This is a genomic window from Variovorax ginsengisoli, from assembly GCF_030486595.1.
GTDB classification, from domain to species: domain Bacteria; phylum Pseudomonadota; class Gammaproteobacteria; order Burkholderiales; family Burkholderiaceae_C; genus Variovorax; species Variovorax ginsengisoli_B.
Genome location: NZ_JAUJZH010000015.1, coordinates 26,060 through 49,375 on the forward strand (window position 1 = coordinate 26,060; position 23,316 = coordinate 49,375).

A 23,316-nucleotide genomic window follows, 5' to 3' on the forward strand; every position below is an offset into this window, starting at 1 on the left:
GGCCCGCGCGTGCCCGGGCCGCATCATCAGTGCCGGCCGGCGTTCGCCATCGCCTTGCCGACCTCGTTGCTGCCCTGCGCGGCGCCGCTCTGCGGGACGATCTCGCCGCTGCGGTCGGTCACTTCGGCCAGCCGGTCGGCGAGCCGCTCCGGTGCATCGCCGCCGAGGCCAATCCAGGCGCCGTTCGTCAAGGTGATGTGGGCCGCCTCGAAACTGCCCGCGCCGGCGCACAGGATGGTGCGGTTCGGCGCCTCCTGGCCGGCCAGCACCAGCATCGCCGGCACCACGGCCTCGGGCTTCAAGGCCTCGAGCACGGCTTCTGGCATCAGGTCCTCGGTCATCCGGGTGGCGGCGGTCGGCGCCAGGCAGTTGACGCGGATGTCGTTCTTCGCGCCCTCGATCGACAGCGTCTGCATCAGGCCCACCAGCGCCAGCTTGGCGGCGCCGTAGTTGCTCTGGCCGAAGTTGCCGTACAGGCCCGAGGACGAGGTGGTCATCACGATGCGGCCGTATTTCTGCTCGTTCATGAGCGCCCAGACCGCCTTGGTGCAATGCACGGCGCCCATCAGGTGAACGTCCATCACCAGCCGGAAGTCGGCCAGGTCCATCTTGGCGAAGCTCTTGTCGCGCAGGATGCCGGCGTTGTTGACCAGGATGTCGACCCGGCCCCAGGTGGCCACCGCCTGCGCGACCATCGCCTGCACGGCCTCGAAATCGGTCACCGAGGCGCCATTGGCGATCGCTTCGCCGCCGGCGGCCAGGATCTCGTCGACCACCGCCTGGGCGGCGCTGACCGAGCCGCCGGAGCCGTCGCGGGCACCGCCGAGGTCGTTGACCAACACCTTGGCGCCGCGCGCCGCCAATGCCAGCGCGTGCTGGCGGCCCAACCCGCCGCCGGCGCCGGTGACGATGGCCACGCGGCCCTTGAAATCGATGCTGCTCATGCTTTCAGTGCTTTCGTAGGAGTCGTTGACGCGACGCGTTTTACCCCAGAAAGCGGGCCGTCCGGCCGGCGAAGCGGGAAGATCAGTCGTTTTGGCGACTCAGGCGCTCGCAGTAGTCGAGCAGCAGGTCGATTTCGCCCGACTTGTCGAAGAAGGCGTCGGCACCCAGCGCCTTGGAGCGGGCGCGCACGTCCGGAGTGGCGTAGTTGCTGACCACCAGCACCTTCTGGTGGGCGGCCCGCTGGCGGCAGGCGTCGACCACGCCGAGCCCGTTGCCCTGGTCGAGGAAGAGATCGACGATGGCCACGTCCCAGCTCTCGCCGTGCTGGCGCAGCCAAGCCACGGCCTCGTCTTCGCCGCTGGCGTGCGCGACCACGGTGGCGTCGACGATCTCTTCGAGAAAGCCGACCAGGTTCTCGCGGATGACGGGGTTGTCTTCGACCAGGTAGGTCTTGAAAGTCATGGTGGGATGTCAACAAAGGACGGTATGTGTCTCTATTGCCATCATCCCCATCGCCGCGCTCCCGCGGGTGGGCCATGGCGGCCAATGCGGGTAGGCAGCCGCCTACCCCATGCCCCCGCTCAGAGGGCGGCGCGCTGGCTCACGGGTTCGGCAGGCGTCTCGGCCCAGTGGTTCTTGAAGCCGAGCCGCGCCGGCGACACGTACTGCTCGCGGTAGATTTCGAAGGGCATGCTGTCGCTGGCCTCGATCCGCTTCTGGGCCTCGATCGAGGTCTGCGTCATGCGCTCGAAGAGGGTCCGCTGGTCGTCCGCGAACGGCAGCGCGAGCAGCGCCTCGCGGGTGGCCTCGGAACGGGCACGCACGAAGCCGACAAAGGAGTCGCCGTGGGCCTTCGTGGCCTCGAGCACGCGGGCCGACGGCAGCACGGCCGGGTCGCCGAGCGCCACGCCGGCCGCACGCACCGCATCGGCATGCAGCGTTCCGCCGTGCGCAGCGTCGAGCGCGGCGGCGATCGGGCCGAACTGCTCCAGCAGCTCGGCACCCCACTCGGTCAGGCCGGCCTCGCGGCCGCCGCGCCGCAGCCGCAGGCCGGGCTCGCGCCCGCGGGCGGCGGTCAGGTGCTGGTTGTGCGCCAGGTCGGCAATCTCCTCGCGCGTGTCCGGCGGACTGTCGGACAGCAGGCAGTGCAGCAGGAAGACATCGAGGAAGCGCATGGTCTGGGCATTGATGCCGACCGGCTCGAAGGGGTCGAGGTCCATCAGGCGGACCTCGACGTACTCGACGCCGCGTTCGCGCAGTGCGTGCAGCGGGCGCTCGCCCGGGTAGATCACGCGCTTCGGGCGGATCGTGCCGTAGAACTCGTTCTCGATCTGCAGCAGGCTGGTGGCGAGCTGGTTGTAGTCGCCGCCCAGGTTGCGGATGCCGATCGCCTCGTAGGCCGGCCAGGGCCGGGTCAGCGCATCTTGCAGCGAGGCGCCGTAGCCGTCGAGGCTGTTGTAGCTCACCGCCAGCGAGGCTTGCGCGTCGCTCTGGTAGCCCAGGCGGCCCATCCGCAGCGAGGTGCCGTGCGGCATGTGCATGCTGCCCTCGCCCAGCGGCTGCAACTCGTGCGGCCGGCCGTCGACGAAGCTCGAACACAGTGCCGGCGAGGCGCCGAACAGATACAGCAGCAGGAAGGCGTGGCGGCGGAAGTTGCGGATCAGCGCAAAGTACTGCTCGCTCGACACGTCCGGCAGCGACCAGTTGTAGTGGATGCCCGAGATGGTCTGCATGCGCCGCCCGTAGCGATGGCTCAGGCCCATGCGGTAGACGCTCTTGGCGCGGCCGACATTGGACGACCCGTAGCGCCCGATCGGGATGGTTTCGTCGGTCGGCAGGCCGCAGGGCATGCTCGACACCCACAGGCGCTCGTCGCCGGCTTCGTCGAGCACGCGGTAGGTGAACTGGTGCACGCGCACCAGTTCGTCCAATGCCGTATCGACGTCCGCATGGGCGCCGGTGATCAACTCCAACTGGGATTCGCTGAAATCGGTCGTGATGTGGGGGTGCGTGAGCGCCGAGCCCAGCGCCGCGGGATGCGGCGTCAGGGCCAGCTTGCCATCGGGTTGCGCCCGCAGGCTTTCCTTCTCGATCCCGCGCCGCACCCCCCGGAGCCGCGCGGGCGAGAGCGCGTCCAGGCGCTCCTTGAAGTTACTCATTTAGTTATCACCCATCGTTCTTTCGTGGGGACGGAAGGTAGCATGACCGGAAAAGGCGCGCAGGCGGACTGAAATCCGCCGCCGGCGCCCCCTTTTTCAGCCCAGCACCCGGACCAGGAAACGGTTCAGGTCGGCGATTTCCTCCATGCAGACCGAGTGCTCCATGGGGTACTCGTGCCACTCGAGGTCGTAGCCCAGCGCCTTCAGGGTGTCGCGGCCCTGGATCGCCCGGGCGATCACCACCACGCCGTCGCGCTGGCCGTGGGCCTGGAAGATCGGCGTCTGCTGGTTGGCCGGGTGGCGCTCGGCCGCCGTCAGGTCGGCCAGCGGCAGGTAGCCGGACAGGCCGACGATGCCGGCCAGCCGCTCCGGATGGCGCAGGCCGGTCATGAAGGCCATCGCGCAACCCTGGGAGAAACCGGCGATCACGATCCGGGAGGCCGGGATGCCGCGGGCCTTCTCGTTGGCGATCAGCACCTCGAGGGTCTCTTGCGAGCGGCGCAGGCCGGCCTCGTCCTCGCGCTTGGCGAGGTCGGCGCCCAGGATGTCATACCAGGCCGGCATGCGATAGCCGCCATTGATGGTGACCGGGATCACCGGCGCGTTCGGGAACACGAAACGCACCGGCCCGACCGACGACAGGTCCAGTTCGTTGGCGATCGGCACGAAGTCGTTGCCGTCGGCGCCGAGGCCGTGCATGAGGAGGACGGTGGCCGTGGGGTTCGGGCCGGTTTCGATTTCGATGGGCGGATTTGACATGGCACCGAAGTTACCGCAGAAATCGGCCCGGGTTCCGGCAAGCCGGCAAGAATGGCGGCCGAACCAACCAAGGAGACATCCCATGCTGACACTCATCGGCTTCGCCGCCAGCAACTACTACAACAAGGTCAAGCTGGCGCTGCTCGAGAAGAACGTTCGCTTCGACGAAGAGCTGGCCTGGATCGGCGAAACCGACCTCACGGCCTCGCCGCTCGGCAAGGTGCCTTACCTGCGGACCGACCAGGGCATGCTGTGCGAGTCGGCCGCGATCAACGAGTACATCGAGGCCGCCTACCCCGACATTCCGCTGCTGCCGGCGGACCCCTACGCCGCCGCCAAGGTGCGCGAGCTGAATCTCTACCTCGAGCTGCACCTCGAACTGGTGGCCCGCAACCTCTACCCCGAGGCCTTCTTCGGCGGCAAGGTCAGCGACGGCCTCAAGCAGAAGATCGGCCAGCAGCTCGAAAAGAACATCCCGGCCTTCGGCAAGCTGGCGCGCTTCGACACGCCCTTCATCGCCGGTGACCGGTTCACCCTGGCCGACTGCGCCGCGATCACGCACCTGCCGCTGGTCGCCGGTGCGACCCGGCTGATCTACGGGCGCGACCTGCTGGCCGAGCTGCTGCCGGCCTCGCGCGACTACCTCAAGCGCATGGGCCAGCGGCCGCACGTGGCCACGGTCAACGCCGACCGCAAGACCAACACCGACGCCATGCTGGCGCGCTACGCCTGAGAAGCTGCTTTTGCCCTCGCAGCCAGCTGCACGCACTCGACGAAGTGCTGGGCGGCCGGGGTCAGCCGGTGGCTGCGCAGCTTGACCACGCAGACGTGCAGCGGCGGCAACTGCTCCCTGATGGCGACGCGCCGGATGCTGTGGTGCCTGAAGGCGAGCTCGACCAACGGCTCGACGAACAGGCCGACCAGGTCCATGTGGCCCACCAGCCCGAGCGCCACCGTGACCGACGCGCCGAGGATCACGCGGGGGGGCGCGGTCAGGCCGATCGGGGAGAACAGCGGCGCCACCACCTCGCGGCCCAGTTCGCCGTCGCCGGGCAGCACCCATTCGGCCGCATGCAGCTCCCGCAATGACTTCGCGCCGCCGAGCGGATGGCCGTCGCGCACGCCGACGGCCAGATGGACCGGGAACAGGTCGATGGTCTCGAACTCGGCATCGAGGGTGCCGGGAATGACGTGGGCCACCGCGAGGTCGAGCTGGCCGTCGCGCAGCCGCGCCAGCATCCAGGGCAGCACCGCCTCGCTGAAGTGGACATCGACCGCGGGCAGGCGCGCGTGGTAGGCCTTGAAGGCGGCGGGCAGGATCGTGAGCGCCACCGATGTGCTGACCGCGACCGCGACCTTGCCGGTGGCGCCGTCGCGGATCTGCGCGATCTCGTCGCGGGCCCGGCGCATGTCGGCCAGCAGGAGCCGCGCGCGCGGCGCGAAGGCCTCGCCGTAGGGGGTCAAGCTCACGCCCTTGACGCTGCGCTCGACCAGCGGCGCGCCGACCTCGCGCTCGAGCTCGCGCACGATCTTGGTGACCGCGGGCTGCGAAAGCCCGAGCGTCCGCGCCGCGCCCCGGATGCTCATCTGTTCCGCCACGGCGACGAAAGCCAGCAGCTGGTTGGGCTTCATGAAAACCAAAAGTTATCGACGAAGACCAATTATTGTCTTTTCATGAGCACCATGTTTGCCTAGCATCCGCCCGCGACAACATCACGAAACATGTTCAGATGAAAACTCCCGCTCTCAACCGCCCGATGACACGGCGCAAGACCATCGTCGCCACCACCATCGGCAATGCGCTGGAGTTCTTCGACTTCACGGTCTACGGTTTCATGGCGCTCCTGATCGGCAAGCTCTTCTTCCCGACCTCGACCGCCTACGGCCAGCTGCTGCTGACCGCCGCCACCTTCGGCGTCGGCTTCATCATGCGGCCGCTCGGCGGCATCGTGATCGGCGCCTATGCCGACCGGGCCGGCCGCAAGAAGGCGATGACCCTGACCATCTTCCTGATGGCGCTGGGCTGCGCGATGATCGCGCTGGCGCCCACCTATGCGCGGATCGGCGTCGCCGCGCCGATGCTGATCGTGCTGGCGCGGCTGATCCAGGGCTTCTCGGCCGGGGGCGAGGTCGGTGCCTCGACCACCCTGCTGGTCGAGCACGCCACGCCGGCCGATCGCGGCTACATGGCCAGCTGGCAGTTCGCCAGCCAGGGCCTGGGCATCCTGCTCGGCGCCGTGGCGGTCGGCCTGCTCACGGCCACCCTCTCGCCGGCCGCACTCGAAAGCTGGGGCTGGCGGGTGCCCTTCTTCCTCGGCATGCTGATCGCGCCGGTCGGCATGTACATCCGCCGGCACCTCGAAGAATCGCTGGACGTCGAGACGCCGGCGGCACGGGCGAAGGCACGCCGCAGCAGCCTGTCGGAGGTTTGCTCCGAACACGGCCGCACCGTGCTGGCGGCCATCCTGAGCATCGTCGGCGGCACCGCGGCGGCCTACGTCGTGACCTTCTACATGCCGACCTACGCGGTCCGCGAACTCGGCCTGCCGCCCACGGTGGCGCTGTTCGGCGCTGCGCTCACGGGGCTGCTGTCCTTCGGCCTGGCGCCCTTCATCGGCCGCTGGTCGGACCGGATCGGGCGCAAGCCGCTGATCGTCTGGAGCCGGATCGCGCTGGTGCTGATGATCTATCCGGGCTTTCTCTGGCTCAACCAGTCGCCAACGCCGGCGGTGCTGTTCACCGTGGTCGGCCTGCTCAGCATCACACTGGTGATCCAGACCGTGCCGGGGATCACGATGCTGCCCGAGATGTTCCCGAAGCATGTGCGCGCCAGCGGCATGTCGCTGGTCTACAGCGTCGGCGTGGCGCTGTTCGGCGGCTTCTCGCCCTTCATCAGCACCTGGCTGCTCGCCGTCACCGGCAACCGGCTGGCGCCGGCCTGGTACCTTCTTGCCATGACACTGGTGTCGCTGCTGGGCCTTCTGTGGCTCAAGGACTTCACCGGCAAGGACATCGACGCGGCGGGCGCCCATCAGCCCGCCTGAACCCGAATGACATCCCAAGGACCCACGATGCACACTTCCGCAGCCACCCGCCATTTTTCAGGCACCTACGCCGAGGCCCGGCGCAAGTTCCTCGACGCCGCCGCCGCAAGCGGCGCCACGGTCGAATCCTTCGTGCTCGAGGCCCATCGCGGCGCACTCGGCGAGACGCTGGCCACCGACGTTGCGCTGCTCGGCGCGCCCGGCGCCGCCAGGCTGCTGATCGTGAGCTCCGGCACCCATGGCCCCGAGGGGTTCAGCGGGTCCGGCTGCCAGGTGGCGACACTGCACGATGCCGACCTGCTGGCCCGGCTGGCGCAGGCGGGCGTCGCGCTGCTGCTGGTGCACGCGGTGAACCCGCACGGCTTCTCGCACCTGCATCGGACCAACGAGGACAACATCGACCTCAACCGCAACCACATCTCCTTCGATGCGCCGCTGCCGGTCAACGCGGCCTACGCCGAGGTCGAGCCTTTCGTGCTGCCGGCCAGCTGGCCGCCGGGCGCCGCCGACGAGGCCGCGATGGCCGCCTACATCGCGCAGCACGGCCTGCGCGCCTACCGCGCCGCGGTGACCGCTGGCCAGTACGCCTCGCCCGACGGCGTGTTCTACGGCGGCACCGGGCCCTCGTGGAGCAACCGGACGGTGCGTGGGATCCTGCGCAAGTACGCGGCGAACGCCACCGACATCGCCTGGATCGACATCCACACCGGCCTCGGTCCCTACGGCCACGGCGAGAAGATCTACCCAGGCCGCGACGCGGCGGCCGACCTGGCCCGCGCGCGCGCCTGGTGGGGCGCCGACGTGTTCGCGCCCTTCGAGGGCAATTCGGCCTCGGCCGACGTCTCGGGTCCCGTGGTGTCGACGGTGTACGACGAGTGCCCGCGGGCCCGGGCCTCGTTGATGGGCCTCGAGTTCGGCACCCTGCCCGACCTTGAGGTGCTGAACCGGCTGCGCGCCGACACCTGGCTGCGCCGCCATCCGGAAGCGCCGGCAGCCCAGCAACGCGCGATCCGCCAGGACCTGCGCGACGCCTTCTACTGCGACAACGACGAATGGAAGGGCATGGTGCTCGGGCAGACCCGCGTGGTGCTGCTGCAGACCCTGCAAGGTCTGAAGGCCGCTTGAACGGCCGACCGGTCAGCCGAACTTCGGCGCCCGCCGCTCGCGCAGCGAGGCCACGCCTTCGCGCACGTCGGGCCCGGCGAAGCCCATGAACTCGAGCGCCAGCGAGGCGTCGAATGTCGGCCCGGCCTGGCGCAGCCAGTTGTTGAGCGCGTACTTGGTGAAGCGGATCGCGCTCTGGCTGCCGGCCGTCAGCTGGTCGGCCAGTTCGTAGGCGCGCGGCAGCAGATCGGGCTCGTCGACCGCCAGCGAGACCAGGCCGATGCGCTCGGCTTCCTCGCCGCTCACCGGCTCGCACAGCAGCAGGTGGTACTTGGCCTTGGCCATGCCGCACAGCAGCGGCCAGACGATCGCCGCATGGTCGCCCGCCGCGACGCCCAGGCGGGTGTGGCCGTCGACGATCTTCGCGGTCTTGCTGGCGATCGAGATGTCGGCCAGCAGCCCGGCCACCAGCCCGGCGCCGACCGCCGGTCCATGCATCGCGCTGACGATCGGCTTGTCGCAGTTGATGAGGTTGTAGACCAGGTCGCGCGCCTCTTTCCAGACCCGGGTGCGGACCGCGTCGTCGACCGACATCTGCTCGACCATGGCCAGGTCGCCGCCGCCCGAGAAGCCCATGCCCTCGCCGCGCAGCACGGCGCAGCGCACGCTGTCGTCGGCCGCTACGTCGCGCCAGATCTCGGCCAGCTCGCGGTGGCCGTCAGGCCCGGCCGTGGGCAGTTTGCCGTTGGCGGCGCGCATCTGGATGTCGAGCACAGCGCCGGCGTCGCCGCGGCGGGTGATCGACAGGGTGCGGTAGTGGCCGTAGTCCATGGTGCAGTCCCTCGGGTCGTCAGAGCTTGGCCGCGAGCTCGCGGCACTTCTGCAGGTTGCTGTTGAACTTGGCTGCCATGCCGGGCTCGCAGGCCGAATTGGTGGTCATGATGCGGCACATGCCGACCACCAGGAAATCCGACACCGCGTCGGTGCACATCGGAAAGCGCGCCAGCGCCGGGTTGTCGCGCGTCTTGAAGCCCCAGCTGTCGGAGAAGTCGAGCATCCGGCCCATCGCGTCCTCGAAATAGTCGCGGTCGCGCGCAGTGATGGCGGCTTCCATGGCCGGCAGCTCGCCGCCCAGGAAGCTCATCGCCGCGGCGGGAAAGCGGTCGGCGTCCTGCTGCGCGGGCGCGCCCGAGGCGGCGAAGGCGAGCAGCAGCGGCGCAACGATGCGCCCGAGGGAAGCGGGAAGTCGGGTACGAGAAAGGTCCATGGATTCCGGTCTGGCGAAGGCTTCGGGTGGTCGCCCGGCACGGGGGCGGCCGCTGGAAGCGTATTTGAACCCAAACCCGGCCCTCCGGACCGCCCGCCTACCAGCGCAGCCGCATGCCGATCGAGCCCTGCAGCGTCGACTGCACCTTGGCGGCGCCGCCGGCGCTGTAGATCTGCCCGACTTCGCCGTAGAGCGTGGTGGTGGACGTCAGCGCCAGCGTCATGCCGGCGGCCACTTCGGTCGAGGTATAGCCGACCGGGCTGGCGATCGGGGTGCTCGCCGCCGGCCCGATGAAGGTCGCGACGTCGGTCCCCGAACCGGCACGGTAGACGTTGAGGCGGCCATAGGGCTGGAGCCGGCCGGCCGCGGTCATGACGTCGCCCTTGACGCGCACGCCCAGGCGGCCGATCCAGCCGCCGCCGGCATCCTGCGCCACCAGCGCGCCGCCGATCAGCACATTGTCGAAGCGCATGCTCTGGTGGATCAGCTGGGCCTGCGGCTCGATCGTCCAGCCCTCGCCCAAGGCGAAGGCCTTGCCGGTCTCGATCGAGGCCGTGAGGCTGCTCGCCTTGCCGTCGATGTTCAGGTTGCCGTAGGGCTGCACGGTGTAGCTGTGGCGCCCGCCCTGCAGCACCGCGTCGGCGTAGAGGCCGTCGCCGTCCATCCAGGTCGCATAGCCGCCGAGAAAGCGCGACTTCAGATCGTTGCTCCCGACCGAGGCGATCAGCCCGCGCGCATTGCCGATCACATTGGCATTGCCGTCGAGCGTGCCGACGTAGATGCCGGCACGCCAGGCGCCGCTGGCCAGCAGATCGGTGCCGGCCTGGATGCCGCTCACGTGGCCCTGGCTCTGGGCCGATGCGGGGCTTTCCTGCCGGATGTCGAGGTCGCTGTAGACCGCGCGCGCCCAGGCCTGTCGGCCGCCGGACGGGTCGCCGGCCGCCGCACCGGCCGCCGGCGCCAGTTCATCGCCCACGCGCCGATGCAGGTTGCCCAGCATCGCCAGGTCGGACTGGCGCAGCTGGGCCGGCAGCGCGGCGAACAACGGCACCTCGGCGCGGTAGGTCGGCACGCTGATGGCCGGCGACCCGGTCTTGCCCGTGTTGGTGTTCTCGAGCACCGGCGGGATCGTCGGCGGCGTCGGCGACACCGTCGTCGTCGAGCGCAAATACCAGTTCTCCCCCGCCCCCGAGACGTCGGCCGCATAGAGGCGGTATTCGAAGGCACCCGCGTCGACATGGCCATTGGCCAGGGCGAAGGCGTCGCGCGTGGTCTGCGCCGTGGTGGTGGCGCCACCGACGGCGCTCACCACCTCGATGCCGTTGCCGGCGGTCAGGCCGCCGAGGCCGCCGAGGTTGGTGATGCGCACCGTGGTCTTGCCGCTGGCGCTGGCGCCGGCGCCATCGAGCACCAGGCGGTCGCTGAGGCTGCCGCTGCCGCCCAGCACGGTGCCGAGGCTCAGCACGCCGCCGCTGCCGATGTAGGCGCCGTTCACCGTCAGGCTGCTGCCCGCGGCGGCGCCGAGCAGGCTGACCGTGCCGGCGTTGCGAAGCGACGCGACGCGCTGGTCGAAGCCGCCGGTGTCGAGCGTCGCGCCCGCCGCCAACGTGTGAGCCGACGCGGCGCTCAAGGCACCGGCCGCACCGGCCTTCAGCGTACCCGCGGCGACCGTGGTCGCGCCGCTGTAGTTGTTGGCGCCCGACAGCACCGAGGCGCCGCCGCCCATCTGCAGCAAGTCGCCGCTGCCGCTGATCGCGCCCGCCAGCGGCAGCGTGTTCGAGCGGTTCAGGACCAGCATCGAGTCGTTCCGGATGTTGCCCGCCACGCTGCCGGTGGTGCCGCCGTCGCCGAGGTGCAGCGCGCCGGCAACGATGGTCGTGCCGCCGGTGTAGCTGTTGTCGGCGGTGAAGGTCGTGCTGCCGGTGCCGAGCTGCGTCACGCGGCCGCTGCCGCTGATCGGGCCGGCCAGGGTCAGGGCATTCGAACGGTTGATGACCAGGGCCGCGTCGTTGACGATCGCGCCGACCACGCCGCCGGTGAAGCCGCCGTTGCCGAGCTGCAGCGTGCCGGCCGCGATGGTGGTGCCGCCCAGGTAGCTGTTGTCGGCCGTGAAGGTGGTGACGCCGCCGCCGAGCTGGGTCACGCTGCCGCTGCCGCTGATCGGCGCGCCGAAGGTGACGGCGTCCGACCGGTGGATCACCAGGGCGCCGTTGTCGACGATCGGCCCGTCGACCTTGCCGCCTGGGCCGCCCGTGCCCAGCTTCAAGGTGCCGGCGCTGATCGTGGTGGTCCCGGTGATGGCCTGGTCGCGGGTCAAGGTCAGCGTGCCGGCGCCGGTCTTCTCGATGCCGCCCGATCCGCTCAGCAGGCCGGTATAGCTGGCATTGGTCGGCTGCGCGAAGCGCACCAGGCCGTTGTCGGTGATCGCCAGGGGCGCGAGGGCGGCGGGGGTCTCGAGCGTGCCCGCGCCGTCGACCGTCATGCTGCCGGTGTAGTGGCTGGCGTCAGAATCGGAACCAAGCACCAGAGTGCCGCCCGCCACGCGCGTACTGGTGACGCCCGAACCCGGCAGCACGTTCTGGTAGGTCCAGGTGCCGCTGTCTTCCTTGACCAGGGTCTGGAAGTTGGAGAACGCCTTGTCGAAGGTGCCGACCCCGGTGCCGCCGAGGGCCAGCGTGTTGCTGCCCCCGCCGCCGTCGATGCTGCCGGTGATTGTCGAGCCGTCGTGGATGGTCAGCCGGTCGTCGCCGTCGGCGAAGGTCAGCGAGCCCAGCACCTGGCCCTTGTTGGTGAAATCTATCGCCATCGTGCCGGACACGCCCATGATGTTGTCCGAGCCGCCGGCGAAAGCGATGATGCCGGTGGCGCCATTGACGACGGTGTTCTGGCCCGTGTTCGCCTGGAACCAGATGGCGGCGCCGCCCGCGCTCGAGCGGATCTCGCCGTTGTTGGTGATCAGGTTGCCGCTGCCGAACAGATTGATCGCCTCGGCCGTGGTCGATGAGCCGCTCGACAGCACCCTGGCGCCCTGGGCGATGGTGAGCGTGTTGTTCGAGCCCAGCTCGATCGTATTGGCCCCCGTGAAAGCGCCAAAGAAGCCGTCGGTACCGCTCAGCGCCACGTTTTCGACCGTGGCCTTGTCATGGATCACGATGCTGGAGCTGTCGCCGATGCTGATGGCGGCATGGTTGCCGGTGCTGACCTGGGCGTTGGCGTTCACGATCACCGAGATGTTCGGCGGCATGCCGGGCCCCGTGCCCACTGTCGCGGCCTGCGTGCTGCCGGTGTCGCAGGTGATCACGTTGCCGCTGGTCGTGCAGGCGGCCGCCGCGGCCCCGCCGAAGCTCAGCAGCGCGGCGGCGATCCCGCCCACCGCAACGCTGCGCGTCGTCGTCTTGCCGGCACGCGGTGCCAGTTCGGAGGCCACGGCCCAGACCTGAAGGGAGGAATTCCAGACGACACTGAAAACGCGGTTCATGCGGTTGCTCTTCCGAAAATGAGAGACCCGAAGGCCAAAACTAATACTTACGACTGTAGTAGTTAGGTACTCTTTTTCGTCGGAACAAGTTCACGGATTGCGCACAAATGGTGCACTTTCGATTAACAACGCTATGGTTCAGATAGCAGTGATCCCAGCATTCACCGTGCCTAACAGCGAACTGGCACTGAATCGGGGCTGCGCCGGCGCTGGGCCGGCCGCTGTCACATCGCCGTGACAGCCCGCCGGCGGCCTACACTTGTACGATGGCTTCCAGACGACCCTCCCGCAACCCGCGCATGATCGAGCGCGGCGTGCTGTGCATCCTCATTGGCGCCGCGGTGCTGATCGCGCCCCACTTCCTGAGTTCGCCCGGCTGGCGCGAGACGGTCGGCGGGGCCTCTGTGGTGGGCTGGTTCGCGCTGGTGCTAGGCGTCGCGCTGGTGGTTGTGGCCCTGGTGCAGCGGGCCCGGGGCCAGGACCGCTGAAAGAAAGCTCGCGGGCGGCCTGGCTCAGCGGGTCCGGCGCACCCTCTTCACCCCTTCGACCCCGGCCAGCACGATGCTGCCGGCGACGATTCCGACCGCGGCATTGGCGCCCATCGAGGCCAGGCCGCCCAGCAAGCCGCCGAACTGCACCGCCCAGGCCTCGAGCGCATGGCCCAGCGCCGGCACGCCGTGCACCAGGATGCCTCCGCCGACCAGGAACATCGCCGCGGTGCCGGCGATCGATAGCCCTTTCATGAGCCAGGGGGCCGCAGCCAGGATGGCGCGGCCGATGGCGCGCGAGCCCGCGCCCTGGCGCTGGCTCAGGTACAGGCCGGCATCGTCGAGCTTGACGATGCCGGCGACCAGCCCGTAGACCCCGACGGTCATGATCAGCGCGATGCCGACCAGCACCGTGAGCTGGGTCAGGAAGGGCTGACCCTGCACCGTCCCCAGCGTGATCGCGATGATCTCGGCCGAAAGAATGAAATCGGTGCGCACCGCGCCCTTGACCTTCTGCTTCTCGACCGCGGCGATGTCGACGCTCTCGTCGGCCACGGCCCGCTCGTGCCGTGCCGTGTCCTGCGCGTGCTCATCCTTGTGCAGGAACTTGTGGGCGAGCTTCTCGCAACCCTCGAAGCACAGGAAGGCGCCGCCGACCATCAGCAACGGCGTCACCAGCCATGGCAGCCAGCTGCCGATGGCCAGGGCCGCCGGCACCAGGATCGCCTTGTTGACGAAGGATCCCTTGCAGACCGCCCAGACCACGGGCAGTTCCCGGTTGGCCTTGACGCCCGATACCTGCTGCGCATTGAGCGCCAGGTCGTCGCCGAGCACGCCGGCGGTCTTCTTGGCAGCGACTTTGGTCAGGACCGAGACATCGTCGAGCACCGTCGCGATGTCGTCGAGCAGCAGCAGCAGGCTGGAGGCCATCGCGCGGGCGCTAGACGTTGCGCTTGAGGCGGATCTCCTCGATCTTCACGCTCCCGATGGCCGTGGTCTTGGCGGTCTTCATCTCGCGCTTGAAGCCGGCCAGTTCGTGGAAACGCATCGCGCGATCGTTGCGCAGCGGCACCCAGACCGTGACCACGGTGCAGCCCTCTTCCTCGAGGCCGTCGCGCGCGGCGTCCCAGAGGGCGACGCCGACGCCCTTGTCCCAGTGCTCGGGCAGGACGTAGATGGCCCAGATCTCGCCGGTGGTCGAAGGCGTCTTGGCATCGCGCGAGCGGTCGAAGCCGACGAAGCCGACCACTTCGCCATCGAGCACCGCGACCTGCACCTGCGGCTCGCTGAATTCGATGGCCTCGCGCCACTTGGCTTCGCGGGTGGCAGGCGCCAGCGCGCGCAATTCGTCCTCGGGCAGGATGCCTTCATAGGCGGCCCGGGCGGCGGCGGCGTGGACTTCGGCGATGGCTTTGGCATCGCGCAGGGTGGCGGGGCGAACTTCGTAGTCGGACATGAATGCGGGAAACGGAACGGTGAAGCAGCCTATTGTCGCCGCCCCGCTAAACTGACCGACGCAATTCGCATCTATTCCGGAGAGAAAACCATGGCAAAGAGTCAGCAGCGCAGCACCAAGGAAGCCAAGAAACCGAAGAAGGACACTTCGCCGCCGAAGCCGCCGGGCGCCGCCATCGAGCCGGTGCGCACCATCACCACGGCCGTGATTCCGCGCGGCAAGCTCAAGAACAAGTGAGCCAGGCGCCCGCTCCGGGCGCGGCCGCGTCGAAGCAGCCGCGCAATCCCCTGCACGGCCTCACGCTGGAAGCCATCGTGACCGCGCTGGCGGCGCACTACGGCTGGGCCGGCCTGGGCGAGCGCATTCCGCTGCGCTGCTTCACCAGCGACCCGAGCGTGGCCTCGAGCCTGAAGTTCCTGCGCAAGACGCCTTGGGCGCGCGAGAAGGTCGAGAGCCTGTACCTCTTCATGCTGCGCGACCAGCGCCGCCAGCAGTCGGCGGCGCAGCGGCCCGAATGAAGGCCGAGATCCAGCCTGGCGGCTTCAGCTTCGACTGCGACGCCGGCCAGACGCTGCTGCAGGCCGCCGATGCCGCCGGCATCGAATTGCCGAGTTCGTGCCGCAACGGCACCTGCCGCACCTGCCTGTGCCGGCTCGTGAGCGGCGAGATCCGCTATCGCATCGAGTGGCCCGGCGTCAGCGTCGACGAGAAGGCCGAGGGCTGGATCCTGCCGTGCGTGGCTGAGCCGGTGGGGAATGTCGTGCTCGACGTGCCGTACGCGTTCTCCGTCTTCTAAGCTTCACGCCGCCCCCGACTGACGGACGATCCGGTCGCGCTGCGCCAGCGACGGAAAGAGCCTGAACCAGGCCAGCGCCACCAGCACGGTGCCGACGCCGCCCGCCACCACCGAGCCCACGGGCCCCAGCAAGGCCGCGGTGGCGCCCGATTCGAACTCGCCGAGCTGGTTGCTGGCGCCGATGAAGATCGAGTTGACCGCGCTGACGCGGCCACGCATGGCATCGGGCGTCTCGAGCTGCACCAGGGTCTGCCGGATCACGACATTGACCATGTCGGCGCCGCCGGAGACCGCCAGCGCGACCAGCGACACGGTGAAGCTGCGCGAGAGGCCGAACACCACCATGCAGACGCCGAACAGCCCCACCGCCAGCAGCAGCGTGCGGCCCACGTGCCGCTCGACCGGCCGCCGCGTCAGCAGGATCGACATGGCCAGCGCACCCACCGCCGGCGCACCGCGCAGCAGCCCGAGGCCCCACGGCCCGGTGTGAAGGATGTCCTTGGCATAGATCGGCAGCAGCGCGACCGCGCCGCCGAGCAGCACCGCGAACAGGTCGAGCGAGACCGCGCCCAGCACCGGCTTGCGCTTCCAGATGAAGTCGACGCCGGCCAGCACGGTGCGCAGGGTGACGGGCTCGCGCGCCGGTGGCAGGTGGGCATAGCGCAGCCGCAGCACCAGCGCGGCCGCCACCACGAAGAAGGCCACAGCGACCCCGTAGACGACGCCCATGCCGGCCACGAACAGCAGCCCGCCCAGCGCCGGCCCGCCGATGATGGCGCCCTGCATGCCGGCCGAGCTGAAGGCCATCGCGCGCGGCAGCATCATGGGTGACACCAGCAGCGGCGTCAGCGCCTGCTGCGCCGGCATCTGGAAGGCACGGACGGCGCCGAGCACGAGCGACAGGGCGAGCAGCAGGCCGCGCGTGTCGTGCCGGGCCTGCACCGCGAGCAGCAGCACCAGCGCCACCGCGCCCTGGACCCCGAAGCAGGCGGCCACGATGCGGCCGCGATGGTGCCGGTCGACCACATGGCCGGCGAGCAGCGCCAGCAGCAGGGCCGGCACGAACTGGTAGAGACCGACCAACCCCAGATCCCAGGCACTGCCGGTGAGGTCGTACATGTGCCAGCCGATCGCCACCAGCAGCATCTGGCTGGCGGCCGTGCCGAACAGCCGCGCCGACCACAGCCGCATGAAGGGCCGCTCGCTCGTCAGGTCGGAAAAGCTCGGTCGGAGGACGGGTTCGGAGGCGGCGGACATCGGGGTCGAGGATATCCGAGCCTAGACTCGGCCTCCTCGTCGCCGAGCCTAGACTCGGCCTCCCGATGACCGAACTGCAGCCGATCCACGAAGACCCGCACCTGCTGGTGCTCGACAAGCCCGCCGGACTGCTGTGCGTGCCCGGCCGCGGCGAGGACAAGCAGGACTGCCTCAGTGCCCGGGCCCAGCGCCAATGGCCCGACGCGCGGGTGGTTCACCGGCTCGACATGGCGACCAGCGGCCTGGTGCTGATGGCGCGCAGTGCGCAGATGCAGCGCCTGCTCGGCGATGCGTTCGCGGCCCGGCAGGTGCGCAAGGGCTATGAAGCGATCGTCGACGGCCTGCTGCCGGCGTCGCCGGAATGGTCGCTGATCGACGCGCCGCTGGCGGCCGATTGGCCGCGCCGGCCGCTGCAGAAGATCGATCCGTCGGGCAAGCCGAGCCAGACGCGCTGGCGCGTGAAGCGGCTGCTTCCCGAACGCCGGGCCAGCCACCTGTGGCTGGAGCCCCTGACCGGGCGCAGTCACCAGTTGCGTGTGCACCTGCTGTCGATCGGGCACCCGATCCTGGGCGACGCGCTCTACGGCAGCGAGGAGATCCGGCAGCGCGCGCCCCGCCTGCTGCTGCACGCGGCCACGCTCGCGCTGCACCACCCGGCCGACGGCCGGGCGCTCCGATTCGAAAGTCCGTTGCCGTTCGCCTGAGGGCCTTCAGTGGAGGTCGCCGCGGACCACCAGCACGGGGCACTTGGCGTCTTGCAGCACGCGCTGCGTGACGCTGCCCAGCAGGAGCTTCTCGATGCCCGTGCGCCCATGCGAACCCATGACGATCAGGTCGGCACCGATCGCGATCGCGGTGTCGACGATGCCTTCGTGCACCACATGGCCGTCGATTACGCGCTGGTCGCTGTGCAGGCCTTCGGCGGCCAGCGCCGCGACGCCGCGTGCCAGCGCCGCGTTGGCGCTGCTGGTGGCGGCCGCGAGGTATTCGTTCTGGCCCAGCGCATAGTCCGCGCCGACGCCGATGAAGGGGTAGTTGTCCACCACATGGATGAGCGTGATGCGACTGCCGAACGCCAGCGCCAGCCCGCTGGCCTTGCTGACCGCGAGCATGGAGGTGTCGGACCCGTCGATCGGGACCAGGATGTGATTGAACATGGCGGACCTCTTTGGTTCTCTACAGGGCTCGTTCGCTCGAACCGGGCCTCGAATTTACATCCAAGGCACGGCCATCGGTTGTAGGACGACTGCGGAGCGGGAACGCTGGCGTCAATCGCCCTGGAAACCGCCGCTGCGACAGGTGACGACCAGCGTGTCGCGCCAGCCGGCCTCGCCCTCGATCAAGGGCTGGATCGGCGTCGACTCGTGGATCACCCGGGCATCGTCGAGCAGCAGCAGCGTCCACGGCTCGGTCAGCGTGAAGCGTTCGCCGCGCCGCCCGCTGGCCTCGAACACGCGGGTCTCGCCGCCCTTGATGTTGTGGCGCCCGACCAGCGCCACCGCCACCAGGTCGACGCCGTCGCGGTGGGCGCCCTCGGGCGTCGGGCGGCCGATGCCGTCGGCGGTATCGATGCGAAACTGGTGCGCCTCGACATACCAGCGCTGCGTGCCGCGCACGCCGCTGGCCACCTCGCCGAGGCTGCGCATCAGCTGCTGCCAGGCCGGCTGCGCCACGGTCGCGGCCTCCATCGGCGCGAACCAGCGCTGCATGCCGCCGTGCAAGGCGTTGTATTCGACTGGTTGCCAGTGGGCGCGGTGGGGCGCCTGCTCGAGCGTCGCGCCGTCGACCGTGAAGCAGGCATGGCGGCGCGTGCGATAGCGGCCGCCGTCCTTCAGGTAGTCGTCAGGCGGCAGATGGGACCAGTCGTCGTGCAGGGCTTCGAGCTGTGCCAGCGGCGTACCCAGCCAGTCGGCGACGCCCTGCGGGCTCAGCACCGCATAGCCGTCCTGGCGCAGGGTGGGAACGAGTCGGTCGGGCGGTGTGAAGGGGGGACTGAACGCAAGGCTCACTCCGTCACCTTCACGTCCTTCCAGAAGGCGACGCGGTTCTTGACCATTTCGGCCTCGGGCTTGGGATCTGCGTAGTACCAGGCCGCATCGGCATGCAGCTCGCCGTTGACCAGCAGCGAGAAATAGCTCGCCGTGCCCTTCCAGGCGCAGGTGGTCTTGTGATTGCTGAAGGTCACATGGTCGCGGTTGAGCGAATCCATGGGGAAGTAGTGATTGCCTTCGACCAGCACCGTGTCGTCGCTCTGCGCCACGGTGACGCCGTTCCAAACTGCTTTCATCAAGTTTCTCCGGTGCCCGCCACAACGGGGGCAGCGCCCTATTGTGCCGCGGGCGCCTGCAACCAGTGGACGCTGAACAGCCGCTCGGGATCGGTCCACACCGCCGCCGGCCGGAAGCCCGCCTTGACGGCCAGCGCGCGCAGGCCCTCGACGGTGAACTTGTGCGAGTTCTCGGTGTGCAGCGTCTGGCCCTCGTCGAACTGGAATCGCTGGCCGTCGAGCATCACCGCCTGCGCCCGGCGGCTCACCAGGTGCATCTCGACGCGCCGCAGCGGCGAGTTGTAGAAGGCCGCATGCGTGAAGCCGTCGAGATCGAAGTCGCAGCCGAGCTCGGTGTTGGCGCGCCGCAGCAGGTTGAGGTTGAAGGCCGCCGTGACGCCCTGGGCGTCGTTGTAGGCGGCGTGCAGCAGCGCCGGATCCTTGACCAGGTCGACGCCCAGCAGCAGGCCGCCGCCGCGCAGCAGCCGGTGCGCGAGCTGCAGGAAGGCCAGCGCCTCGTCGGGCGAGAAATTGCCCAGCGTCGAGCCCGGGAAGAAACCGACGCGCTGGCCGGCGCCATTACCGCGCCCCGGCGGCAGCACCAGCGGCATGGTGTAGTCGGCCACCACCGGCTGCACCGCCAGCCGCGGATAGTCGGTGCGCAGCCGCTCGGCCGCGGCCTCGAGATGGGCACCCGAGATGTCGATCGGCACATAGCGCCGCGGCGACTCGAGCGCGTCGAGCAGCAGCCGCACCTTGGTCAGCGACCCGGCGCCGAACTCGATGATCTCGGCATCGGGACCGATCTGGGCGGCGATCTCCGAGGCGCATTCGGTGAGGATGCGCAGCTCGGTGCGCGTCGGGTAATACTCGGGCAGTTCGCAGATGCGATCGAACAGGGCCGAGCCCGCGACGTCGTAGAAGAACTTCGGCGAGATGCTGCGGGCGTCGAGGCTCAGGCCGGCGAACAGCTCGCGCGCGAAGTCGGACAGGGGCGCGGCGCGTTGCGCGGCGCGGAACGCATGAAGGTTGAATGCCGGAGTGCCCATCAGAGGTCTTTCGCGAGCCGCAGCCCTGAGAACTGCCAGCGTGCGGCCGGCGGGAAGAAGTTGCGGTAGCTGGGCCGCGTGTGCCCCGGGGGTGTCGCGACGCTGCCGCCGCGAAGCACCAGCTGGCCGACCATGAACTTGCCGTTGTATTCGGCCGCGACGCCTGCGAGCGGCCGGAAGCCCGGGTAGGGATCGTACGAAGAACGGGTCCATTGCCAGACCTGGCCGCTCATCTGCGTGATGTCGGGCGCGTCGTGCGCGGCTTCCCATTCGAACTCGGTGGGCAGCCGCGCGCCAGCCCATTCGGCGTAGGCCGCGGCCTCGAAGAAGCTCAGTTGCGCCACCGGCGCCTCGGGTTCCAGCGGCCGCACCCCGTGCAGGCCGAACACCTGCCAGCCGCCCGGCACGCCTTCGTGCGCCAGCCGCGGGTCGTCGGCCGCCAGCCAGTAGGCCGGTGCGCGCCAGCCTTGTGCCTGCACCGCGGCCCAGCCGTCGGACAGCCAGAGCTCGGGCCGCTGGTAGCCGCCGTCGGCGACGAACTGTGCGAACTCGCCGCAGTTCACCAGCCGGTCGGCGATCGCATGGGGGCGCAGCAGGACCTGGTGGCGCGGCATCTCGTTGTCGAAGGCAAAGCCGCCCTGGACGTGGCCGACCTCGGCGACGCCGCCGGGGCGCGCCAGCCAGTTCAGCGGCGGCGGGGACGATGCCAGCCGCAGCCCCGGTCCGCCCGGCGCGCGGTAGGCCGGCAGCAGCGGGTTGCACCACAGCGCATGGAGGATGTCGGTGAGGATCAGTTCCTGGTGCTGCTGCTCGTGGTGCAGGCCGAGCGTGAGGATCGGCTCGATGGTCGCCCAGTCGGCTTCCCCGGCGTGCGCGAGCAGGGCCAGCACCGCGCGGTCGACGTGGCGCCGGTACGCATGCACCTCGTCGAGCGAGGGCCGCGTCAGGAGGCCGCGCTGGGGCCGGGGGTGGCGCGGTCCCAGCGCCTCGTAGTAGGAATTGAACAGATAGTGGAAACGCGGGTCGAACGCCTGGTAGCCGCTCGCGTGCGGCTGCAGCAGGACGGTCTCGAAGAACCAGGTGGTGTGTGCCAGGTGCCACTTGGTCGGGCTGGCATCGGGCATCGACTGGATGCACTGGTCCTCGGCCGACAGGGGGGCGGCCAGTTCGAGGCTGTGCGCGCGCACGGCCTCGAAAAGTTCGCGCAACGCCTCTGCCGCCGGCAGCTTGGGCCGGATCAGGTTCATGGGGTCTCCAGTTTGACTTGGGTGTTTCTAGCCGATGCAGGCGGGGAGACGCCGTAGGACGAGGTCGCGCCTGCGCGCTGACCGGAACGCGCCACTTTGGCACAACTCGCTCCCGCCTGCCAGCCCGGTTCCGACCCGGTCCCTGCGTATCATCCGGTGGATGAGCATCCCCCTGCCGACGGCCCCGGCTTCCGGTCGCCCCCATGTCCTCATCGTCGGTTGCGGCTTCGGCGGCCTCGAGGCGGCGCGCAAGCTGCAGAAGGCCGACGTCGACATCACGATCGTCGACAAGACCAACCACCATCTGTTCCAGCCGCTGCTCTACCAGGTGGCCACCGCGGGCCTGGCGGCGCCGTCCATCGCGGCACCGATCCGGGTGCTGTTTCGCGGCCATTCCAACGTGACGACGCTGCTCGGCGAGGTGACGCAGATCGATCCCGCGGCCCGCAAGGTGCAACTGGCCGACGGCAGCCAGCTGGGCTGGAACCACCTGATCGTTGCCGCCGGATCCACCCACAGCTACTTCGGCAACGACGCCTGGGAACCGATGGCACCGGGCCTCAAGACCCTGGCCGACGCCTTCGAGATCCGCCGCCGCGTGCTGGTGAGCTTCGAGGCGGCCGAGGTCGAGACCGATCCGGTGCGGCGGCGCGCGCTGCTGACCTTCGCGGTCATCGGCGCCGGCCCGACCGGCGTCGAGATGGCCGGCACGCTGGCCGAGATCGCCCGCCATACCCTCGAAGGCGAGTTCCGCCACATCGACCCGAGCAGCGCCGAGGTGCTGCTGATCGAGGGTGGCGCGCGGGTGCTGCAGGCGATGCCCGAGTCGCTGAGCCAGCGCGCGCTGGAACAGCTACAGAAGCTCGGCGTCCAGGTCCGCCTCAACGCCCGCGTCACCGCGATCGACGGCACCGGGCTGCAGATCGCCTCCCCGTTCAGCGATGGCGGCGCCGGCCTCGGCAGCCACCGCATCGACTGCGGCTGCGTGATCTGGGCCGCCGGCGTCGCCGCCTCGCCGCTCGGCCGGATGCTGGCCGCGGCCACTGGCGCCGAGACCGACCGCGCCGGCCGGGTCAAGGTCCTGCCCGACCTGAGCCTGCCGGGCCGGCCCGACATCAGCGTGGTCGGCGACTTGGCGGCCGCGATGAGCCACCAGCCCGGCAAAGAGCCGACGCCCGTGCCCGGCGTCTCGCCCGGCGCCAAGCAGATGGGACGCGCCGCGGCCTCGAACATCCTGCGCCGGATCGCAGGCCAGCCGACCGAGCCCTTCCGATACAGCGACTACGGCAATCTCGCCACCATCGGCCGCAACTCGGCCGTGGTCGACCTCGGCAGCCCGTTCGGGCCGCTGCGCTTTTCGGGCAAGCTGGCGTGGCTGTTCTGGCTGTTCGCGCACATCTACTTCCTGATCGGTTTCCGCAACCGCTTCGTGGTGCTGATGGACTGGGCCAGCGCCTACTGGAGCTTCCAGCGCTATGCGCGGGTCGTGGCGGACGTCCGCGCCAAGGGGAAAGACTGATGGCACGCATCGAGCAGAAACTCCAGGACCTCGGCCTGTCGCTGCCGCCGCCCGCCCGGCTGCCGCCCGGGATGGTGCTGCCCTTCCCGTGGGTCCGGCTGGTCGGCCGGCGGGCGCTGATATCGGGCCACGGCCCGACCGCCAGCGACGGCGGACTGGCCCTGCCGCTGGGCAAGGTCGGGCGCGAACTGAGCGTCGAGCAGGGCTATGAAGCGGCACGCCTGACAGGGCTCGGCATCCTTGCCAGCCTGCAGCGCGCCCTGGGCGACCTCGACCGCGTCACCGCCTGGGTGCGGGTGTTCGGCATGGTCAACGCCGCGGCCGGCTTCAACCGCATGCCGGCCGTGATCAACGGCTTCTCGGACCTGATCCTCGATCTCTACGGCCCCGAGGCCGGGGCCCACGCCCGCAGCGCGGTCGGCCTGGCCGAACTGCCTTTCGACATCCCGGTCGAGATCGAGGCCGAGGTCGATTTCGAATAA

The 23,316-nt window shown here is 69.7% G+C and carries 26 protein-coding genes; 10 read left to right on the plus strand and 16 right to left on the minus strand.

The window, feature by feature from the left end; translation table 11 throughout:
- Positions 1–26: 26 nt before the first annotated feature.
- The 4 genes from QZH52_RS20225 to QZH52_RS20240 form a co-directional block, all read right to left on the minus strand.
- On the minus strand, positions 27–944 hold the full coding sequence (locus tag QZH52_RS20225; RefSeq protein WP_301812400.1) for an SDR family NAD(P)-dependent oxidoreductase: 918 nt from the start codon (positions 942–944) through the stop codon (positions 27–29).
- Positions 945–1,026: 82 nt separating this feature from the next.
- A complete protein-coding gene (locus tag QZH52_RS20230) occupies positions 1,027–1,407 on the minus strand; it encodes a response regulator (protein WP_286522820.1) in 381 nt (126 codons plus the stop codon).
- Positions 1,408–1,526: 119 nt separating this feature from the next.
- On the minus strand, positions 1,527–3,104 hold the full coding sequence (gene gshA / locus QZH52_RS20235; RefSeq protein WP_301812406.1) for a glutamate--cysteine ligase: 1,578 nt from the start codon (positions 3,102–3,104) through the stop codon (positions 1,527–1,529).
- Positions 3,105–3,200: 96 nt separating this feature from the next.
- Entirely contained in the window at positions 3,201–3,863 is a 663-nt protein-coding gene (locus QZH52_RS20240) for an alpha/beta hydrolase (RefSeq protein WP_301812408.1), read from the minus strand.
- Between the two features lie 82 nt (positions 3,864–3,945).
- On the opposite strand from QZH52_RS20240, the gene QZH52_RS20245 reads away from it, so the two are divergent.
- Positions 3,946–4,596: a glutathione S-transferase gene (locus tag QZH52_RS20245; RefSeq protein ID WP_301812409.1), complete on the plus strand. Its 651-nt coding sequence runs from the start codon at positions 3,946–3,948 to the stop codon at positions 4,594–4,596.
- On the opposite strand, the gene QZH52_RS20250 is transcribed toward QZH52_RS20245, so the two are convergent.
- On the minus strand, positions 4,587–5,495 hold the full coding sequence (locus QZH52_RS20250; RefSeq protein WP_301812410.1) for a LysR substrate-binding domain-containing protein: 909 nt from the start codon (positions 5,493–5,495) through the stop codon (positions 4,587–4,589). The two genes, QZH52_RS20245 and QZH52_RS20250, sit on opposite strands and share 10 nt — an antisense overlap.
- Before the next feature lie 98 nt (positions 5,496–5,593).
- On the opposite strand from QZH52_RS20250, the gene QZH52_RS20255 reads away from it, so the two are divergent.
- Positions 5,594–6,907, plus strand: a complete 1,314-nt coding sequence (locus QZH52_RS20255) for an MFS transporter (RefSeq protein WP_301812411.1) — start codon at positions 5,594–5,596, stop codon at positions 6,905–6,907.
- Positions 6,908–6,934: 27 nt separating this feature from the next.
- Entirely contained in the window at positions 6,935–8,032 is a 1,098-nt protein-coding gene (locus QZH52_RS20260; protein WP_301812412.1) for a M14 family metallopeptidase, read from the plus strand.
- Positions 8,033–8,044: 12 nt separating this feature from the next.
- On the opposite strand, the gene QZH52_RS20265 is transcribed toward QZH52_RS20260, so the two are convergent.
- The 3 genes from QZH52_RS20265 to QZH52_RS20275 all read right to left on the minus strand — a co-directional run bounded on the left by QZH52_RS20265 (position 8,045) and on the right by QZH52_RS20275 (position 12,756).
- The gene (locus QZH52_RS20265; RefSeq protein ID WP_301812413.1) at positions 8,045–8,842 is read right to left on the minus strand and encodes an enoyl-CoA hydratase/isomerase family protein; all 798 of its coding nucleotides are present in this window, start codon (positions 8,840–8,842) and stop codon (positions 8,045–8,047) included.
- Positions 8,843–8,861: 19 nt separating this feature from the next.
- Positions 8,862–9,278 carry a hypothetical protein gene (locus tag QZH52_RS20270; protein WP_301812414.1) on the minus strand — a complete coding sequence of 139 codons (417 nt, stop codon included), beginning with the start codon at positions 9,276–9,278 and terminating at the stop codon, positions 8,862–8,864.
- A gap of 97 nt (positions 9,279–9,375) precedes the next feature.
- Positions 9,376–12,756: an autotransporter outer membrane beta-barrel domain-containing protein gene (locus QZH52_RS20275; RefSeq protein WP_301812415.1), complete on the minus strand. Its 3,381-nt coding sequence runs from the start codon at positions 12,754–12,756 to the stop codon at positions 9,376–9,378.
- A gap of 266 nt (positions 12,757–13,022) precedes the next feature.
- On the opposite strand from QZH52_RS20275, the gene QZH52_RS20280 reads away from it, so the two are divergent.
- Complete coding sequence (locus QZH52_RS20280; protein ID WP_301812416.1) at positions 13,023–13,244, plus strand: hypothetical protein; 222 nt, start codon at positions 13,023–13,025, stop codon at positions 13,242–13,244.
- A gap of 24 nt (positions 13,245–13,268) precedes the next feature.
- Here the strand turns inward: QZH52_RS20280 and QZH52_RS20285 are convergent, their stop codons facing one another.
- Positions 13,269–14,174 (minus strand): DUF808 domain-containing protein, encoded by a 906-nt coding sequence (locus QZH52_RS20285; protein WP_301812417.1) that lies wholly within the window; start codon positions 14,172–14,174, stop codon positions 13,269–13,271.
- A gap of 10 nt (positions 14,175–14,184) precedes the next feature.
- Positions 14,185–14,700: a GNAT family N-acetyltransferase gene (locus QZH52_RS20290; protein WP_301812418.1), complete on the minus strand. Its 516-nt coding sequence runs from the start codon at positions 14,698–14,700 to the stop codon at positions 14,185–14,187.
- Between the two features lie 90 nt (positions 14,701–14,790).
- On the opposite strand from QZH52_RS20290, the gene QZH52_RS20295 reads away from it, so the two are divergent.
- From QZH52_RS20295 to QZH52_RS20305, 3 genes are read left to right on the plus strand one after another with little or no spacing between them, the layout of a single operon-like run.
- Complete coding sequence (locus tag QZH52_RS20295; protein ID WP_286522844.1) at positions 14,791–14,937, plus strand: hypothetical protein; 147 nt, start codon at positions 14,791–14,793, stop codon at positions 14,935–14,937.
- A complete protein-coding gene (locus tag QZH52_RS20300; RefSeq protein WP_301812419.1) occupies positions 14,934–15,218 on the plus strand; it encodes a VF530 family protein in 285 nt (94 codons plus the stop codon). Before QZH52_RS20295 ends, QZH52_RS20300 begins: the two co-directional genes overlap by 4 nt.
- Positions 15,215–15,496 (plus strand): 2Fe-2S iron-sulfur cluster-binding protein, encoded by a 282-nt coding sequence (locus QZH52_RS20305; RefSeq protein WP_286536559.1) that lies wholly within the window; start codon positions 15,215–15,217, stop codon positions 15,494–15,496. The genes QZH52_RS20300 and QZH52_RS20305 overlap by 4 nt, the downstream gene beginning before the upstream one ends.
- Before the next feature lie 3 nt (positions 15,497–15,499).
- Here QZH52_RS20305 and QZH52_RS20310 read toward each other — a convergent pair whose 3' ends face one another.
- Positions 15,500–16,687 (minus strand): MFS transporter, encoded by a 1,188-nt coding sequence (locus QZH52_RS20310; RefSeq protein ID WP_301812546.1) that lies wholly within the window; start codon positions 16,685–16,687, stop codon positions 15,500–15,502.
- A gap of 131 nt (positions 16,688–16,818) precedes the next feature.
- Here QZH52_RS20310 and QZH52_RS20315 point away from each other — a divergent pair, with 131 nt between their 5' ends.
- Positions 16,819–17,457, plus strand: a complete 639-nt coding sequence (locus QZH52_RS20315; protein WP_301812420.1) for an RluA family pseudouridine synthase — start codon at positions 16,819–16,821, stop codon at positions 17,455–17,457.
- A gap of 6 nt (positions 17,458–17,463) precedes the next feature.
- On the opposite strand, the gene QZH52_RS20320 is transcribed toward QZH52_RS20315, so the two are convergent.
- The 5 genes from QZH52_RS20320 to egtB all read right to left on the minus strand — a co-directional run bounded on the left by QZH52_RS20320 (position 17,464) and on the right by egtB (position 21,315).
- Positions 17,464–17,910: a universal stress protein gene (locus QZH52_RS20320; RefSeq protein WP_286503925.1), complete on the minus strand. Its 447-nt coding sequence runs from the start codon at positions 17,908–17,910 to the stop codon at positions 17,464–17,466.
- A 111-nt stretch (positions 17,911–18,021) separates the two neighbouring features.
- Positions 18,022–18,762: a 2OG-Fe dioxygenase family protein gene (locus QZH52_RS20325; protein ID WP_286536557.1), complete on the minus strand. Its 741-nt coding sequence runs from the start codon at positions 18,760–18,762 to the stop codon at positions 18,022–18,024.
- The gene (locus tag QZH52_RS20330) at positions 18,759–19,040 is read right to left on the minus strand and encodes a DUF427 domain-containing protein (protein ID WP_286522852.1); all 282 of its coding nucleotides are present in this window, start codon (positions 19,038–19,040) and stop codon (positions 18,759–18,761) included. The genes QZH52_RS20325 and QZH52_RS20330 overlap by 4 nt, the downstream gene beginning before the upstream one ends.
- Positions 19,041–19,078: 38 nt before the next feature.
- Positions 19,079–20,068, minus strand: a complete 990-nt coding sequence (gene egtD, locus QZH52_RS20335; RefSeq protein ID WP_301812421.1) for an L-histidine N(alpha)-methyltransferase — start codon at positions 20,066–20,068, stop codon at positions 19,079–19,081.
- Entirely contained in the window at positions 20,068–21,315 is a 1,248-nt protein-coding gene (egtB, locus tag QZH52_RS20340; protein WP_301812422.1) for an ergothioneine biosynthesis protein EgtB, read from the minus strand. Before egtB ends, egtD begins: the two co-directional genes overlap by 1 nt.
- A 160-nt stretch (positions 21,316–21,475) precedes the next feature.
- Here egtB and QZH52_RS20345 point away from each other — a divergent pair, with 160 nt between their 5' ends.
- Together QZH52_RS20345 and QZH52_RS20350 are read left to right on the plus strand one after the other, a co-directional pair.
- Positions 21,476–22,834: an NAD(P)/FAD-dependent oxidoreductase gene (locus QZH52_RS20345; protein WP_301812423.1), complete on the plus strand. Its 1,359-nt coding sequence runs from the start codon at positions 21,476–21,478 to the stop codon at positions 22,832–22,834.
- A complete protein-coding gene (locus QZH52_RS20350; RefSeq protein WP_301812424.1) occupies positions 22,834–23,316 on the plus strand; it encodes a RidA family protein in 483 nt (160 codons plus the stop codon). The genes QZH52_RS20345 and QZH52_RS20350 overlap by 1 nt, the downstream gene beginning before the upstream one ends.

Excerpts from the sequence above, each read along its gene's own strand:
- QZH52_RS20315 (WP_301812420.1), top strand. The coding sequence starts at position 16,819 with ATGACCGAACTGCAGCCGATCCACGAAGACCCGCACCTGCTGGTGCTC.
- QZH52_RS20345 (WP_301812423.1), top strand. The coding sequence starts at position 21,476 with ATGAGCATCCCCCTGCCGACGGCCCCGGCTTCCGGTCGCCCCCATGTC.
- QZH52_RS20350 (WP_301812424.1), top strand. The coding sequence starts at position 22,834 with ATGGCACGCATCGAGCAGAAACTCCAGGACCTCGGCCTGTCGCTGCCG.
- gshA (WP_301812406.1), bottom strand. The coding sequence starts at position 3,104 with ATGAGTAACTTCAAGGAGCGCCTGGACGCGCTCTCGCCCGCGCGGCTC.
- QZH52_RS20255 (WP_301812411.1), top strand. The coding sequence starts at position 5,594 with ATGAAAACTCCCGCTCTCAACCGCCCGATGACACGGCGCAAGACCATC.
- QZH52_RS20230 (WP_286522820.1), bottom strand. The coding sequence starts at position 1,407 with ATGACTTTCAAGACCTACCTGGTCGAAGACAACCCCGTCATCCGCGAG.
- QZH52_RS20275 (WP_301812415.1), bottom strand. The coding sequence starts at position 12,756 with ATGAACCGCGTTTTCAGTGTCGTCTGGAATTCCTCCCTTCAGGTCTGG.
- QZH52_RS20285 (WP_301812417.1), bottom strand. The coding sequence starts at position 14,174 with ATGGCCTCCAGCCTGCTGCTGCTGCTCGACGACATCGCGACGGTGCTC.
- QZH52_RS20320 (WP_286503925.1), bottom strand. The coding sequence starts at position 17,910 with ATGTTCAATCACATCCTGGTCCCGATCGACGGGTCCGACACCTCCATG.
- QZH52_RS20310 (WP_301812546.1), bottom strand. The coding sequence starts at position 16,687 with ATGCGGCTGTGGTCGGCGCGGCTGTTCGGCACGGCCGCCAGCCAGATG.
- QZH52_RS20240 (WP_301812408.1), bottom strand. The coding sequence starts at position 3,863 with ATGTCAAATCCGCCCATCGAAATCGAAACCGGCCCGAACCCCACGGCC.
- QZH52_RS20305 (WP_286536559.1), top strand. The coding sequence starts at position 15,215 with ATGAAGGCCGAGATCCAGCCTGGCGGCTTCAGCTTCGACTGCGACGCC.
- egtD (WP_301812421.1), bottom strand. The coding sequence starts at position 20,068 with ATGGGCACTCCGGCATTCAACCTTCATGCGTTCCGCGCCGCGCAACGC.
- QZH52_RS20265 (WP_301812413.1), bottom strand. The coding sequence starts at position 8,842 with ATGGACTACGGCCACTACCGCACCCTGTCGATCACCCGCCGCGGCGAC.
- QZH52_RS20225 (WP_301812400.1), bottom strand. The coding sequence starts at position 944 with ATGAGCAGCATCGATTTCAAGGGCCGCGTGGCCATCGTCACCGGCGCC.
- QZH52_RS20245 (WP_301812409.1), top strand. The coding sequence starts at position 3,946 with ATGCTGACACTCATCGGCTTCGCCGCCAGCAACTACTACAACAAGGTC.
- QZH52_RS20330 (WP_286522852.1), bottom strand. The coding sequence starts at position 19,040 with ATGAAAGCAGTTTGGAACGGCGTCACCGTGGCGCAGAGCGACGACACG.
- egtB (WP_301812422.1), bottom strand. The coding sequence starts at position 21,315 with ATGAACCTGATCCGGCCCAAGCTGCCGGCGGCAGAGGCGTTGCGCGAA.
- QZH52_RS20260 (WP_301812412.1), top strand. The coding sequence starts at position 6,935 with ATGCACACTTCCGCAGCCACCCGCCATTTTTCAGGCACCTACGCCGAG.
- QZH52_RS20295 (WP_286522844.1), top strand. The coding sequence starts at position 14,791 with ATGGCAAAGAGTCAGCAGCGCAGCACCAAGGAAGCCAAGAAACCGAAG.
- QZH52_RS20290 (WP_301812418.1), bottom strand. The coding sequence starts at position 14,700 with ATGTCCGACTACGAAGTTCGCCCCGCCACCCTGCGCGATGCCAAAGCC.
- QZH52_RS20280 (WP_301812416.1), top strand. The coding sequence starts at position 13,023 with ATGGCTTCCAGACGACCCTCCCGCAACCCGCGCATGATCGAGCGCGGC.
- QZH52_RS20250 (WP_301812410.1), bottom strand. The coding sequence starts at position 5,495 with ATGAAGCCCAACCAGCTGCTGGCTTTCGTCGCCGTGGCGGAACAGATG.
- QZH52_RS20270 (WP_301812414.1), bottom strand. The coding sequence starts at position 9,278 with ATGGACCTTTCTCGTACCCGACTTCCCGCTTCCCTCGGGCGCATCGTT.